The sequence below is a fragment of the Megasphaera intestinihominis genome, assembly GCF_040096415.1.
GTDB classification, from domain to species: domain Bacteria; phylum Bacillota; class Negativicutes; order Veillonellales; family Megasphaeraceae; genus Megasphaera; species Megasphaera intestinihominis.
Genome location: NZ_JBBMEU010000004.1, coordinates 32,019 through 45,813 on the forward strand (window position 1 = coordinate 32,019; position 13,795 = coordinate 45,813).

General features: G+C 54.2%; 12 protein-coding genes. 8 read left to right on the top strand and 4 right to left on the bottom strand.

Features of this window, described 5'->3' with window-relative positions; translation table 11 throughout:
• Both WMO23_RS01405 and WMO23_RS01410 read right to left on the bottom strand, forming a co-directional pair.
• Positions 1-996, bottom strand: a complete 996-nt coding sequence (locus WMO23_RS01405; protein WP_292108405.1) for an isocitrate/isopropylmalate dehydrogenase family protein — start codon at positions 994-996, stop codon at positions 1-3.
• A 3-nt stretch (positions 997-999) separates the two neighbouring features.
• Positions 1,000-2,343: a citrate synthase gene (locus WMO23_RS01410; RefSeq protein WP_020309831.1), complete on the bottom strand. Its 1,344-nt coding sequence runs from the start codon at positions 2,341-2,343 to the stop codon at positions 1,000-1,002.
• A gap of 323 nt (positions 2,344-2,666) precedes the next feature.
• On the opposite strand from WMO23_RS01410, the gene WMO23_RS01415 reads away from it, so the two are divergent.
• A complete protein-coding gene (locus WMO23_RS01415; RefSeq protein ID WP_292281630.1) occupies positions 2,667-4,949 on the top strand; it encodes a hydratase in 2,283 nt (760 codons plus the stop codon).
• Here WMO23_RS01415 and WMO23_RS01420 read toward each other — a convergent pair whose 3' ends face one another.
• Complete coding sequence (locus tag WMO23_RS01420) at positions 4,950-5,792, bottom strand: AraC family transcriptional regulator (protein ID WP_292107926.1); 843 nt, start codon at positions 5,790-5,792, stop codon at positions 4,950-4,952. It lies immediately after the preceding gene.
• A gap of 158 nt (positions 5,793-5,950) precedes the next feature.
• On the opposite strand from WMO23_RS01420, the gene dapF reads away from it, so the two are divergent.
• The 5 genes from dapF to WMO23_RS01445 all read left to right on the top strand — a co-directional run bounded on the left by dapF (position 5,951) and on the right by WMO23_RS01445 (position 10,897).
• Complete coding sequence (dapF, locus tag WMO23_RS01425; protein WP_292108276.1) at positions 5,951-6,790, top strand: diaminopimelate epimerase; 840 nt, start codon at positions 5,951-5,953, stop codon at positions 6,788-6,790.
• 224 nt (positions 6,791-7,014) lie between these two features.
• Positions 7,015-8,178 carry a DNA/RNA nuclease SfsA gene (gene sfsA, locus WMO23_RS01430; RefSeq protein ID WP_292281628.1) on the top strand — a complete coding sequence of 388 codons (1,164 nt, stop codon included), beginning with the start codon at positions 7,015-7,017 and terminating at the stop codon, positions 8,176-8,178.
• Positions 8,179-8,239: 61 nt separating this feature from the next.
• Positions 8,240-8,827, top strand: coding sequence for a domain HDIG (locus WMO23_RS01435; RefSeq protein WP_020309826.1), 588 nt, complete (start codon positions 8,240-8,242; stop codon positions 8,825-8,827).
• 17 nt (positions 8,828-8,844) lie between these two features.
• Positions 8,845-9,267 (top strand): OmpH family outer membrane protein, encoded by a 423-nt coding sequence (locus tag WMO23_RS01440; RefSeq protein ID WP_020309825.1) that lies wholly within the window; start codon positions 8,845-8,847, stop codon positions 9,265-9,267.
• Between the two features lie 232 nt (positions 9,268-9,499).
• Complete coding sequence (locus tag WMO23_RS01445; RefSeq protein WP_302755649.1) at positions 9,500-10,897, top strand: GntP family permease; 1,398 nt, start codon at positions 9,500-9,502, stop codon at positions 10,895-10,897.
• Between the two features lie 174 nt (positions 10,898-11,071).
• Here the strand turns inward: WMO23_RS01445 and WMO23_RS01450 are convergent, their stop codons facing one another.
• Entirely contained in the window at positions 11,072-11,512 is a 441-nt protein-coding gene (locus tag WMO23_RS01450) for a MarR family winged helix-turn-helix transcriptional regulator (protein ID WP_036200818.1), read from the bottom strand.
• A gap of 176 nt (positions 11,513-11,688) precedes the next feature.
• On the opposite strand from WMO23_RS01450, the gene WMO23_RS01455 reads away from it, so the two are divergent.
• Both WMO23_RS01455 and WMO23_RS01460 read left to right on the top strand, forming a co-directional pair.
• Positions 11,689-12,138, top strand: a complete 450-nt coding sequence (locus tag WMO23_RS01455) for a GtrA family protein (protein ID WP_020309822.1) — start codon at positions 11,689-11,691, stop codon at positions 12,136-12,138.
• Positions 12,139-12,150: 12 nt separating this feature from the next.
• Positions 12,151-13,689 (top strand): M20/M25/M40 family metallo-hydrolase, encoded by a 1,539-nt coding sequence (locus WMO23_RS01460; RefSeq protein WP_036200814.1) that lies wholly within the window; start codon positions 12,151-12,153, stop codon positions 13,687-13,689.
• Positions 13,690-13,795 lie beyond the last annotated feature (106 nt).

A 13,795-nucleotide genomic window follows, 5' to 3' on the forward strand; every position in this document is an offset into this window, starting at 1 on the left:
TTACAGCTTGGCAATGACGGCGTCGCGGTATTCTTCCGTCGTGGCACTGCCGCCCAGGTCCGGTGTGAGGTGATGCTTTTCAGCCAGGACTTCATCGACGGCTTTGCGGATCTTGGCGGCAATGGCCGTTTCGCCGATGTATTCCAGGAGCATGCAGGCTGACCACAAGAGGGCTGTCGGGTTAGCGATGTGTTTGCCGGCGATATCCGGAGCACTGCCGTGGACGGCTTCGAACATGGCGTAGTCGTCGCCGACATTCATGGAAGGCAGCAGGCCCAGGCCGCCGATGAGGCCACTGGTCAGGTCGGACAGGATGTCGCCGTAGAGGTTGGGCGTGACGATGATGTCGAACTGTTCCGGCCGCATGACCATCTGCATGCACGTGTTGTCGACGATTTTGTCGTCACTTTCAATCTGCGGGTAGTCCTTGGCGATGGTGTGGAAAATATCTAGGAACAAGCCGTCGCTCATCTTGAGGATGTTGGCTTTGTGGACGCAGGTGACTTTTTTGCGGCCATGGGCTACGGCGTAGTCGAAAGCGGCCCGGATGATGCGTTCACTGGCCTTGCGGGTGATGAGCTTGATGGCGTGGACCGTATCTTCATTCATCTTGTATTCGACGCCGATGTACAAATCTTCTGTGTTTTCCCGGAAAGTAACGATATCGACGTTGGGGAAAGGCGTCTTGACGGCCGTATTCGATTTGGCCGGACGGATATTGGCATAGAGGTCGTATTTGTTGCGCAACGTGACGTTGAGGGACCGGAAGCCCTTGCCGATAGGCGTAGTGATCGGCGATTTCAGCAGGAGATGGGTCTTTTCAAAAGAAGCGAATGCGTCGTCCGGGATGAGGGCGCCGTGGCGTTCATATTCGGCAGCGCCGACGTTGAAAATTTCATAGGAAAGGGGCGCTTTGGCAGCGTCGAGAATCTGCAGGACAGCGTCGGTGATTTCCGGGCCGATGCCATCGCCTTTGAATACAGTGATTGTCTTCATGATCTATCTGTCCTTTCTGGGAATATAGTCCATCAAATCGCCGACATACTTGGCTGCCGGACGGACGATGCGGTTGTCGTACAGTTTGTGTTCGATGTTGTGGGCCAGCCAGCCGACCATACGGCTGATGACGAAGAGCGGCGTGTAGAGGTCGCGCGGGATGCCCAGCATGTTGTAGGCGAAGCCGCTGTAATAATCGACGTTGCTGCACATGTTGACACCCTTTTCTTCTTTCAAGGTCTTCATGGCCAGCTTTTCAAAGCGGTTGTAGAAGCGGAAGACGTCGGTCATGCCCTTTTCCTTGGCCAGGATACCGCAGTAGTGGCGCATGATTTCAGCGCGCGGATCCGACAGGGTGTAGACGGCGTGGCCGAAACCATAGACCAGGCCGTCGTGACAGCCTTTGAATTTCTTGTTGAGAATCTGGTGGATGACGTCGACAATCTGTTCATCCGTAGCCTTGATGCCGATGGCGTCGATGACCTGTTCCATCATCAGGGATACGCGGATATTGGCACCGCCGTGGCGCGGGCCCTTGAGGGCGCCGACGGAGCTGGCCATGCTGGAATAGATGTCCGTATCCGTCGACGAGACGACGATATTGGTGAACGTCGAGTTCGTGCCGCCGCCGTGGTCGGCATGGAGGAATAAGAGCAGGTCCAGGAGCTGGGCTTCTTTGGGCGTGAATTTGCTGTCCGGCCGCAGCATGGACAGGATATTCTCTGCCGTCGAATAGTCCTTGCGGGGATAGTGGATGACCAGGCTCTTACGGTTATAATAATGGACCTTGGACATATAGGCATAGACGGCGATGGACGGCAGCTTGCTCATGATGTTCAGGCCCTTGCGCAGGGTCTGGTAGACGTCGGTATTGTCCGGGTCGGGGTCGTAATTGTAGAGCGTCAGCAGGGCGTGCTGCAATTTGTTCATCAAGTTCTTGCCGGGCAGACGCAGGAGGTTCATTTCCAGAAAATCATCGGGCAGATCGTAGCCGTTTTGTAAGACCTTGCAGAAGGCATTCAGTTCATCTTCTGTCGGCAAGTAGCCGAAGAGGAGGAGAAAGCTGGCTTCTTCATATAAGTAACCTTGATAATTTTCGACTTTGGCCAGCTCGCGAATGTCGATGCCGCGATAGTACAAGACGCCGTCGCAATCGACTTTTTGGCCTTTTTCGTCACGCTGGTAGCCGACGACATCGGCAATGCGGGTCAGGCCGACGAGGACGCCAGTGTGGTCTTCATTGCGCAGGCCGCGCTTTACGCCGTACTTGGAGAACCATTCGCGGGGAATCTGTGTGTAGTTTTGTGACTTGCCGTAAAACTGGGCTAAGTAAATATTTTTGTCCAATGTGATTCCTCTCTTTCCTGCAAGTATGAATATGGGAGAATAACTTATAAAGTATCGGTTATACGCGAATATTCATAAATTTTATTTTGGGAATAATTTCTAGTATATTCCTGCAAAGTATAAGTTATTATAGCATAATTATGGAGAAAGTAAAATAAAAATCGCGTAAAGTGTAAAACGTTTTAAGGGTAGCCACGGCCGTTTTAATTATGATATAATATTTATTGAAATGCTTAAAATTTTATATTGTGAAATTGAATTGCGATATTTTCACGATGAGAAAAGCCATCGCCCAGGCTGGCGGTGACAAAGGAGGGCTTGGAATGATTCAGTTATATGATGGAGGCGCATATCTCGTCAACGGGACGGACATCGTGCCGGAACAGGATGCGGCCAAACTCAGACAGCTCACAGGCAGGACCGTTTCTAAGGAAGAAGGGCGGAAAGGGACCATCGCCTATTCTATCTTAAAAAATCATAATACGTCGGGTTCCATGGAACACTTGAAAATCAAGTTCGACGCCATGGCTTCCCATGACATTACCTTTGTCGGCATCATCCAGACGGCTAAGGCATCGGGAATGGAAAAATTCCCCCTTCCCTACGTGCTGACGAACTGTCATAATTCGCTCTGCGCCGTCGGCGGCACCATCAATGAAGACGACCACGTCTTCGGCTTGTCGGCAGCCAAGAAATACGGCGGCATCTTCGTACCGCCCCACGTCGCCGTCATCCATCAGTACATGCGTGAAAAGATGGCCGGCTGCGGCCGCATGATCATCGGCTCTGACAGTCATACCCGCTATGGTGCCTTAGGGACTATGGCCGTCGGCGAAGGCGGCGGCGAACTGGTCAAACAGCTCTTGTGCGATACTTATGATATCGCCTATCCCGGCGTCGTCGGCGTCTACCTGACGGGCAAGCCGAGTCCGGCCGTCGGCCCGCATGACATTGCCATCGCCATCGTCGGTGCCGTCTTCAAGAACGGCTACGTCAAGAACAAGGTCATGGAATTCGTCGGCCCCGGCGTCGCTTCCATGACGACGGACTACCGCAACAGCGTCGACGTCATGACGACGGAAACGACGTGCCTGTCGTCGGTATGGCGGACCGATGACGACACCAAGGCCTATTTGACCCAGCATGGCCGCGGCGATGCTTATAAAGAATTGAATCCCGCCGATGTGGCCTATTACGACGGCATAATCTACATCGACCTGAGCACCATCAAGCCGATGATTGCCATGCCCATGCATCCCAGCAACGCCTTTACCATTGATGAACTCAATGCCAACCTGGAAGATATCCTCCATGAAACGGAAGAAGCCATCAACGGCCGCATGAGCAACAAGGATTTGAAATACAGCCTGACCGATAAAATCAAAAACGGCAAGCTCCAGGTCCAGCAGGGCGTCATCGCCGGCTGTGCTGGCGGCAACTACGGCAACGTCATGGCCGCTGCCCATATACTCAAGCAGGCTTCCTGCGGCAACGGCAACTTCACCCTCGACGTCTATCCGTCGTCGCAGCCGGTCTATCTCGACCTGGTCCGCAAGGGCGCCGTGGCATCGCTCCTGGAAGCGGGCGCCATCTTCAAGACGGCTTTCTGCGGTCCCTGCTTCGGTGCCGGTGACACGCCGGCCAACAACGCCTTCAGCATCCGCCATACGACGCGTAACTTCCCGAACCGCGAAGGCTCGAAGCCGGGCAATGGCCAGTTCGCTTCGGTAGCCCTCATGGATGCCCGTTCCATCGCTGCGACAGCAGCCAACGGCGGCGTCCTGACGTCGGCCGAAGGCTATATGGACGACTATGTCGAAACGCCCTATGATTACGACGACCAGCCCTACGCTACCCGCGTCTATCAGGGCTTCGGCCAGGCCGACGAAGGCGCTTCCCTGGTCTATGGTCCGAACATCAAGGATTGGCCGGATATGGAACCTCTGGCCGATTCGGTTTTGCTCAAGGTCTGCTCGAAGATCATGGACCCGGTCACGACGACAGACGAACTCATCCCGTCTGGCGAAACGTCGTCGTACCGCTCCAATCCCCTGGGCCTGGCTGAATTCACCTTGTCCCGCCGCGATCCGGAATACGTAGGCCGGGCCAAAGCCGTAGACAAAGTCGAACGGGCCCGCCTGGCCGGCGACTGCCCGGCTGGCGTCGACCCGGCTCTGAAAGACGTCTTTGCCGTCCTGCGCGCTCACTTTGGCGACGTTTCCATGAAAGACGTGGAAATCGGCAGCATGATCTACTGCATCAAGCCCGGCGACGGCTCGGCCCGCGAACAGGCTGCCAGCTGCCAGCGCGTCCTCGGCGGCCTGGCCAATATCTGCCAGGAATACGCGACCAAGCGCTATCGTTCCAATGTCATCAACTGGGGCATGCTGCCTTTCCAGATGGAAGGCCAACCGGACTTTGAAATCGGTGATTACATCTACGTGCCGGACGTCAAAAAAGCCCTCGACGGCGACATGAAAGCCATCAAGGCCTATGTCGTCGGCAAGGACCTGCGTGAATTGTCGCTGTATATCGCGCCCATGACGGACGATGAAAAGAAAATCGTCAAAGCCGGCTGCCTCATCAATTACAACCGGAACCGCTGATTATTCGTCGAAAGTATCGGGGAAGGCGCGGATGCCTTCTTTCGGTGACGTGTGATAGTGGTTTTTCCAGGCCCTGTAGAATGTTGAATACGTCGTGAATCCGCAGTCATAGCAGATTTCCGTCAAAGCCCGCCCCTCCTGCATGAGGTGGCGGGCTTTTTGCAGCCGTTTCGTCGTAATGTAGCGGGCGGCGGTCATGCCCGTTTCGGCCTTGAAGAGGTGCATCAAGTAGTCCGGGCTCATGAAAAAGGCGGCGGCCAGGCTGGGAATGGACAGGTCGCCGCTCAGGTTGGCTTCGATGTAAGCCAGGATGCGGCGTATCTTCTCGTTCTGATGGCCCTTTTGGACGATACGGAGCTTGTCTTTCTGCAGGGCCCGGGTCAGGTGGATCATGAACTCCGTAAACAGCGTTTCCTGTAAGAGCGGGCTTTCCGGTCCCGTGTCCGACCAGGCCCGGCGCAGGCGGCACGATACATTGTACAAGTTGTCCGCTTCCTGGGGCTGGCGCAGGACGGGAGCCTTGGGCGCCGTGAATATCTGGCCGGCCGGGCAGCCGCGGCGTTCATAGCCTTGCAGATAAGCCGGGGAAATATAAGCGATGATGCGTTCGTAGACATCATCGCCATAGATGATAGGGCGGTGGATGCGGCCGGCCGGGATGACGACGATGTCGAAAGGCTGCAAGTCATAGGCCGTCCCTTCGACGTCATACGATACGTGGCCCCGGAAAAAGAGGGTGATCTTGTCGAAGTCGTGGTAATGATAGGGGCAGGTCCACTGCCGCTTATCCGATAGATGGAAGAGTTTTAATTTTTCCGCTAAATAACCCGTCTTTTGCGCCATACCTGTGTCACCTCACACCTTATCTTATAGCAGGATTTGCAATATAAAGAGCATTATCTACATATATTTGCCACTTTCCGCTATTGTATAATAACAACTGTAAGGATTCAAGTAAGCAATGATAGTAGTATAGATATTTTTTCACGGAGGGTTTAACTATGAAATTCGTAAAAATGCACGGCTTAGGCAATGACTTCGTCTTTTTGGAAGATAAAAACGGCGCGGACAAGGATTTTTCCCAGCTGGCCGTCAAGATGTGCGCTCCCCATACGGGCATCGGTGCCGATGGCATCATCGTCATCGTGCCGAGCGATAAAGCCGACGTCCGCATGCGCATCATCAATGCCGATGGCAGTGAAGCGGAAATGTGCGGCAACGGCATCCGCTGCTTTGCCAAATACGTCTACGACAACGGCATCATCGACAAGAAAGAATTCGCCGTTGAAACCCTGGCAGGCATCATGAAGCCGAAAGTCACGGTCGGCGACGACGGCAAGGTCAGCCTGGTCACCATCAACATGGGCAAGCCCTTCACGGACCGCGCCCAGATCCCCATGGAAGGCCCGTCCGGCCCGGTCATCGATGAACCCATCGAAATCGACGGTAAGACCTATAACATCACCAGCCTGCTCATGGGCGTCCCCCATACCATGACCTATGTCAAAGACGTCGACGCCGTCGATCTCCACGAATTAGGCCCGAAATTTGAAACCTATAAGGCTTTCCCGCGCAAGACCAACATGAACTTTGTCCAGGTCATCGACGACCACACCATCAAAGTCCACACGTGGGAACGCGGTGCCGGCGCCACCCTGGCCTGCGGTACCGGCTCCTGCGCCTGCGCCGTCGGCTCCTTCCTGAACGGCTTCACCGGCCGCAGCGTCGACGTCCAGCTCTACCTGGGCACGCTGCACATCGAATACAACGAACAAGACGGCAACGTCTACATGACCGGCCCGGCAGCCGTCACCTTCACCGGCGAATGGCTGGAAGCGTAGGGGCGCCCACGTGGGGTGGCCCGCCCGGAATGATGGCGATAATGTCATACATGCATTCGCAGGCCGCCGTTTGCCGCCCGTAGGGGCTCGCACGTGGAGAATCATCCCGATTCCATGACGGGGCGCCCACGTGGCGACCCCTACACTGTAAAATACGAAACCCTAACCACTAAAAAGGGCTTGTCGCCGTGCGACAAGCCCTTTTTCACAGACAGGAGTATCCTATGGAAATGTTTTCTATTCGCAAAGGGGCCTTTGTCGACAGGCCGAACCGCTTCATCGCCCATGTTTCTCTCGATGGCGATGTCGTGACTTGTCATATGCCCAATCCCGGGCGCATGTGGGAACTGCTCTTTCCCGGCGTGACGGTCTATGTCCGGCCGGCAGCCAATCCCAAGCGCCGGACGGCTTACGATGTCGTCGGTATCGAGCGCGATGGCGTGCCTATCCTGCTCGATACACAGTACAATAATGATACGGCAGCCTGGCTGGTCCAGGAACACCTCATCCCGGGCTGGGAAGACTGGGACCTCATCCGCCGGGAAATCACCGTCGGCGACAGCCGTTTCGACCTGCTCCTGGGCCGGGGCGAAGAGCGCTTTTTCGTCGAAGTCAAATCGTGTACCCTCTTTAGCCGCGACGGCGCCATGTTTCCCGATGCCGTCACCGAACGGGGCCGCAAACATATCTTGGAATTAGCTGCCATGAGCCGCCAGGGCATCCACACGGGCGTCTTGTTCCTGGTCCACTGGAATCGGGCCCGCTGGTTCCTGCCGGACTACCATACGGATCCGGCCTTTGCCCAGGCCTTTTATGAAGCGGCGCCGCACTTGGACTGGAAGGCCCTAGCCCTGCACTGGGATGGCTCGTTTTCAAGGCCCGGCGTAGCCGGCGTCCTGACCTATCCCCAGGCCATCCTGGAACGGGAAAACCATGACAGCGGTGATTATTTATTCATCCTTCACCTGGCAGATGCGAAGGATATCGCCATCGGTTCGAAAGGGGAGTTCCCTTTTCCTGCCGGCTATTACGTCTATACCGGGTCGGCCCGGAAGAACCTGGCTGCCCGTCTGGCCCGTCACAGCCGCAAGCGCAAGAAGATGCACTGGCACATCGACTACCTGCGCCAGGAAGCCGACGTCGTCGCCGCCCTGCCCGTCCGGACGGCGGATGACCTGGAGCACGACCTGGCCCGGGCCGTCGATGTCGTGGCAGACTGGCATATCGAGGGCTTTGGCTGTACCGATTGCGACTGCCCGTCCCATCTCTTCGGGTTTGCCGAAAATCCCATCCATTACCGGCCTTTCATCCAGGTCGTCGAAGACTTCCGCATGAACCGCCTGGCCTCGTTGATGACCGATACAGGCGCTTTCGTGAAAAAAGACTAGTCAGGCCCGTTTTTTATGCTATAATGGGGTAAATCGAGATTTGCTAGGGGGAGATAAAGACATGGAACGCTCACAAGCATTGGCTTTATTGCAGAAATATAATCAGGAGCCTTTTCACATCATGCATGCCCTGACCGTCGAAGGCGTCATGCGCTGGTATGCCCAGGAACTGGGCTATGGCGATGACGTCGATTTCTGGGGACTCGTCGGCCTGCTCCACGATGTGGATTTTGAAAAATATCCGGATCAGCACTGTAAAAAGGCACCGGAATTACTGGCTGAAATCGACGCCGACGATGCCTTTATCCATGCCGTCGTCTGCCATGGCTATGGCATCTGTGTCGATGTCGCACCGGAGCACTTGATGGAAAAAGTCCTCTATGCTGCCGACGAATTGACCGGGCTCATCTGGGCGGCTGCCAAAATGCGTCCGTCTAAGAGCACGAAAGACATGGAAGTGAAGAGTCTCAAGAAGAAATTCAAAGACAAGCGCTTCGCTGCCGGCTGTTCACGGGACGTCATCAAGCAGGGGGCAGAAACCCTGGGATGGGACCTGAACGACCTCTTTGAAAAGACGATTTTAGCCATGCGCTCTTGTGAAGACGGCGTCCGCAAGGAATGTCTGGAACTGACAGGCGTAGAAGAATAATTAGGAGGAAAACCACTATGAAATTACGTAAAATGATGATGACCACCGTAGCCGCAGCTATGCTGACCTTCAGCGCTGCCGGCGCTTCTTTCGCATCGGGCCTGGGCACGATCAATGCCGGTGCCCTCTTGCAGCAGCATCCGCAGTACGCGAAGACCATGGCTACTTGGCAGTCCGATGTCAAATCGGCTCAGCAGGATTTCCAGAAAGAATTGAAAAAGACCAGCGATAAAAACGCGCAGCAGGCACTGGTACAGAAATACAATACGAAACTGAACCAGCAGCGCATTGCCCTGTTCTCGCCCTTGGAAAAGGATATCCTCGCTAAGACCCAGGCCGTCCAGAAAGAAAAAGGCCTGGACTACGTCGTCCTCTCGGGCTCCGTCGTCATCGGCCAGTCCCAGGACATCACCAAAGACGTCGCTGCTAAACTGAAATAATCCCAGTTTTTAAATTTTTAACCATCCGCTAGCCACTAACAACTAGCCACTAACCACTCAAAAGGGACTTGTCGCATGTGCGGCAAGTCCTTTTGCATTCATGGAATTTCCAAAACGGGCAAAAAGCGCAAAGGTTGTCTTAGGGCGTTGTCTTTTATTCTCATTGGTTCTCACGTATGATGAAGATACGAAATGAGTCATTCGGAAACCAAAAGAAAAGGAGAACACGTATATGGATATTGTTGCAATCGTCCTAAGTTTATTTTTGCTCGTAACATTTGCTTATCGCGGATTCTCGGTCATTCTCTTCGCACCGATTTTCGCCCTCTTTGCCGCCAGCTTTTCGGGGCTGCCGATTTTACCGGGGTATACGGAACTGTTCATGGCTAAGGCCGTTACCTACATTAAGTCCTTCTTCCCGGTCTTCCTCCTCGGTGCCGTCTTCGGCAAGGTCATGGAAGAAACGGGCATGGCCCGCAGTATTGCCATGGAAACCATCAAGATCATCGGGAAAGATAAGGCTGTCTTCGCCGTCGTCTTCGCCTGCATGATCCTCTGTTATGGTGGTATTTCCATGTTCGTCTGTGCTTTCGCCGTCTATCCCTTCGCTGCTGCACTGTTCCGCGAAGCCGATATTCCTAAACGCCTGATTCCGGCCTGCTTCGTCGCCGGTGTCTTCACGGCTACCATGGACTGCTATCCTGGTTCGCCGCAGATCCAGAACATCATCCCGACGATTTATCTGGGAACTACGACTTTTGCCGCTCCTATCTTAGGCTTGATTTGCGGTACCTTGCTGATTATCCTCTGCTTCATTTATCTTGAATTCCGCCGCAAACAGATGGCCCGTTCCGGCGAAGGCTATGGCAACCATACCCTCAATGAAACGGTCATCGATCCGGAAGCTTCTCTTCCGCCCTGGCAGTTGTCCATCATCCCGCTCATCGTCGTCCTGGTCTTGAACTTCTACTTCTCCATGATTTTCCAGTGGGATGATGCCTTACTGGAACCGTTCCGCGCCATGAATGTGCCTCTCCTGGCCAAAGGCGTCCACAACGTCGTCGCTATCTGGGCCCTGGTCCTCGGCCTCTTGGCGGCTATCATCATCGCCGCTGCAACGGGCCGCAAGTTCATGTCCAAGAACACCAGCGTCAAAGCCGCTCTCAATGCCGGCGCTTTAGGTTCTCTGCTGGCTATCATGAACACGGCATCGGAAGTTGGCTACGGCAACGTCATTTCGTCCTTGCCGGGCTTCCTGGAAGTCGCTGATGCCCTCCTCGGTATCGGTCAGGGCATGCCGCTGTTCAACGTCGCCTTGATGGTCAACATCCTGGCTGGTATCACCGGTTCCGCTTCCGGTGGTCTGAGTATCGCCCTCGATATCTTTGGCCAGCACTTCCTGGCTGAAACGGCTGCCGTCGGCATCCCGGCTGAAGTCGTCCACCGTATCGCGGCCATGGCTTCCGGCGGTATGGACAGCCTGCCCCATAACGGAGCTGTCATCACGACCCTGGCTATCTGCGGCCTGACTCATCGCGAAGCCTATAAGGATATGTTCGCCATTACCCTCTTGAAAGTAGTCGTCGCCTTCTTCGGCGTATTCTTCTACATGTTAACTGGTATTGTATAATTTGGTGGGACTAGCGCATGAAGGTATATGTCATCATGCGCGGTCCCTTTTGCTTTATAGTTTTTAGTATAGAGTTTGTAGATAGGGACTTTAAATTTAAAAACCTTCACTAAAAACTACAAACTACAAACTTAAAACTCAAAAGGGGCTGTCGCACGTGCGACAGCCCCTTTTTCATTTCCCTTCTTTCAAATCATCGGCACAGACTTTGCCGATACGGGTGAGCAGGTTCAACACTTCTTCCCGTTCTTGGGGTGTGAATTCTTTGAAGACCATGTCATTCAGTTCTTCGATGCGTTTCTGGACCGGTTCTTTGATGGCCATGCCGGCAGCCGTCGGTTTGACGCGGATGCTGCGGCGGTTGTTGGGGTCGAGGATGCGGTCGATGAGGCCGCGTTTCTGCATGCGGTCGAGGACGCCGGAAATGGTGGAGTTTTCGACGCGCAGGATGTTGGCGATTTCCTTCGGCGTCAGTGTTTCATGTTTCCAGAGACAGGCTAAGACGCCGTACTGGCCGGGCGTGATGCCGAATTCCGACAAGTTCTCGGAGAAAATCAAAAAGACTTCGTGTTGTGAAATGGTTAGCAAAAAATTGATGCATCTCGTGTAATCCACAGGATATCTGCCTTCCTTCTAAAAATATTTCGTATTACCAATTACTATATATTTTATCATATTTTCGTATATATATCTATTGTCTTTTTAGAAAATGCAAGAAAAAGCGGCAGTGTGTGGTAATTCCCTGGCAAGTGCCGTATAATGGATACGAAAACAGAAAAGGAAGGAACACCATGAAACGAAAGCAGATTTTTGGCTTTGATTATACCAACAACGAGTACATGAAGATCTTCATGTATCTCCTCGTCGGCGGCTCAGCGGCTTTATTGGAATGGACGCTCTTTTATATTTTCTTCAGGCTGTTGTCAGCCAGTGCTGTCTTTTCCATGCAGACCCAGACTGTTCTGGCGGCGACGACCCTGGCCTTTGCCACGTCGACGCTGTATCACTACATCCTCTGCAACCGCTTCGTCTTCGACAGCGGCAGCCGCTATCATCGCGGGACGGAAGTGTCCCTGGTCTTCCTGGTCAGTGCCATTGGCCTGGGCTGGAATCTCCTGCTCATGTGGCTGTTCACATCGCCGGCTATTTTAGGCCTGAATCCGATGGTGTCGAAAATCATGGCTAGTGCCATCGTCACCGTTTGGAATTATGTATCGCGTAAAAAATGGATATTTAAATAAGGGGGTGTCTCTATGGCACGAGCAGCGCGGATTATGGAAATTTTACAGGATATGATTCATATTGACAGTGAAACGAACACGCTCAAGGAAAGGCAGATGGAAGGCTATCTGCAGCAGTTCTTCTCTCACCTCGACGGCGTCGTCAGCGGCCTCATCCATGTGCCCGACGATAACTGCCAGCGGTCTGTCGTCTACGGCCTCGTCCGCGGCAGTACGGCCCATACGGTCATTTTCATGAATCATCACGATGTCGTCGATGTCGAGTCCTATGGCTATCTGCGGGACCAGGCTTTTGACCCGCAAGGGCTCTACAAGGCGCTGGAACGGGCGCCGCTCAGTGAGGAAGTGCGCCGTGACTGGGAAAGCGGCGAATGGCTCTTTGGCCGCGGTGCCTGTGACATGAAGGGCGGTGCGGCCGCGCAACTAGCCGTCTTTGAGGACTATGCCTTCCAGCCGGGACAGGCCAGCTTGATTTACTTATCCCTGCCCGATGAAGAAACGTATTCGGCCGGCATGCGGACGGCCATTACCTTGCTCAATGAACTGCGTTCTTCTTATGATTTGACCTATGACATCCTCATCGACAGCGAACCGAACCATAAGGAGCAGGGCAAGCTCGTCGCCTATACCGGTTCGGTCGGCAAGATACAGCCTGTCGTCCTGGTCCAGGGCAAGCCTGTCCACATCGGCTGCTATGATAAGGGCATCAATCCCGTGGGCATCCTGGCCCACCTCATCGCGGCGACGGAAGGCAGTCCGGACCTGACTGACTGCTGTGATGGCGAACAGACGCCGCCGCCTGCCTGGGTCTATCTGCGGGACCGCAAGGAACGCTATGACGTGACCCTGCCTCAGCGGGTGGCAGCGGCCCTGAATCTGCTGACTTACGACAAGACGCCCGATGACGTCATGTACGTCCTGCTGGAAGAAACGCGGCGGGCTGTCCACGACCTGCAGCAGACCATGGGCAGTGATTTGCCTGTTTCCGTCTGCAGTGCCGATGAGCTCTTGCAGCAGGCTTCGGCTTATCCCGGTTTCGACGTCTTCTATGAAGCGGCCAAACAGGCTTCTTTCGTCGCCTTGCAGGAAGGCAGCAGTACTTATGTCGAAGAGACGATACATCTCTTGGAGCAGATCCTCGATTTCACAGGCATGACGGCGCCCATGGCCGTCGTCGCCTTTGCGCCGCCCTGTTATCCGGCGGCTGACAGCCTGTCGTTCCCGACGCCGGCCTTTACGGACCTGCTGGAAAAAATCCCGACTCTGATGGATGTCCGCTTCGACCGCTATTTCAACGGTGTTTCCGATTGCAGCTACTGCTGCGTCGACCCCGATTTCGATGAAAGTATGGTCGAAAAGAACCTGCTCCTCTGGGGCAAGGCCTATCCCTTCGACTTGGACAGTCTGAAAAAATTACAGATTCCCTTCCTCCTCCTGGGCCCATGGGGTAAGGACCTGCACGAAGGGACGGAACGCGTCCATATCGACAGTGTGAGCCGGAAATTGCCGCATATCCTGGACGCCATCATTTCTTACGTCGGCCGGGAATAATCATAAAAGTATGGGGAATAGTCCTGATATGACTAAAAATCATGAAATAGTGTGACGCACTTGTGACAAAGATATGGTATACTAGAACATAATAATGTCATAGGTG

What these genes read in the sequence shown, in the direction of transcription:
- dapF (WP_292108276.1), top strand. Translation starts at nt 5,951, where the DNA reads ATGAAATTCGTAAAAATGCACGGCTTAGGCAATGACTTCGTCTTTTTG.
- WMO23_RS01420 (WP_292107926.1), bottom strand. Translation starts at nt 5,792, where the DNA reads ATGGCGCAAAAGACGGGTTATTTAGCGGAAAAATTAAAACTCTTCCAT.
- WMO23_RS01405 (WP_292108405.1), bottom strand. Translation starts at nt 996, where the DNA reads ATGAAGACAATCACTGTATTCAAAGGCGATGGCATCGGCCCGGAAATC.
- WMO23_RS01435 (WP_020309826.1), top strand. Translation starts at nt 8,240, where the DNA reads ATGGAACGCTCACAAGCATTGGCTTTATTGCAGAAATATAATCAGGAG.
- WMO23_RS01440 (WP_020309825.1), top strand. Translation starts at nt 8,845, where the DNA reads ATGAAATTACGTAAAATGATGATGACCACCGTAGCCGCAGCTATGCTG.
- sfsA (WP_292281628.1), top strand. Translation starts at nt 7,015, where the DNA reads ATGGAAATGTTTTCTATTCGCAAAGGGGCCTTTGTCGACAGGCCGAAC.
- WMO23_RS01415 (WP_292281630.1), top strand. Translation starts at nt 2,667, where the DNA reads ATGATTCAGTTATATGATGGAGGCGCATATCTCGTCAACGGGACGGAC.
- WMO23_RS01460 (WP_036200814.1), top strand. Translation starts at nt 12,151, where the DNA reads ATGGCACGAGCAGCGCGGATTATGGAAATTTTACAGGATATGATTCAT.
- WMO23_RS01445 (WP_302755649.1), top strand. Translation starts at nt 9,500, where the DNA reads ATGGATATTGTTGCAATCGTCCTAAGTTTATTTTTGCTCGTAACATTT.
- WMO23_RS01455 (WP_020309822.1), top strand. Translation starts at nt 11,689, where the DNA reads ATGAAACGAAAGCAGATTTTTGGCTTTGATTATACCAACAACGAGTAC.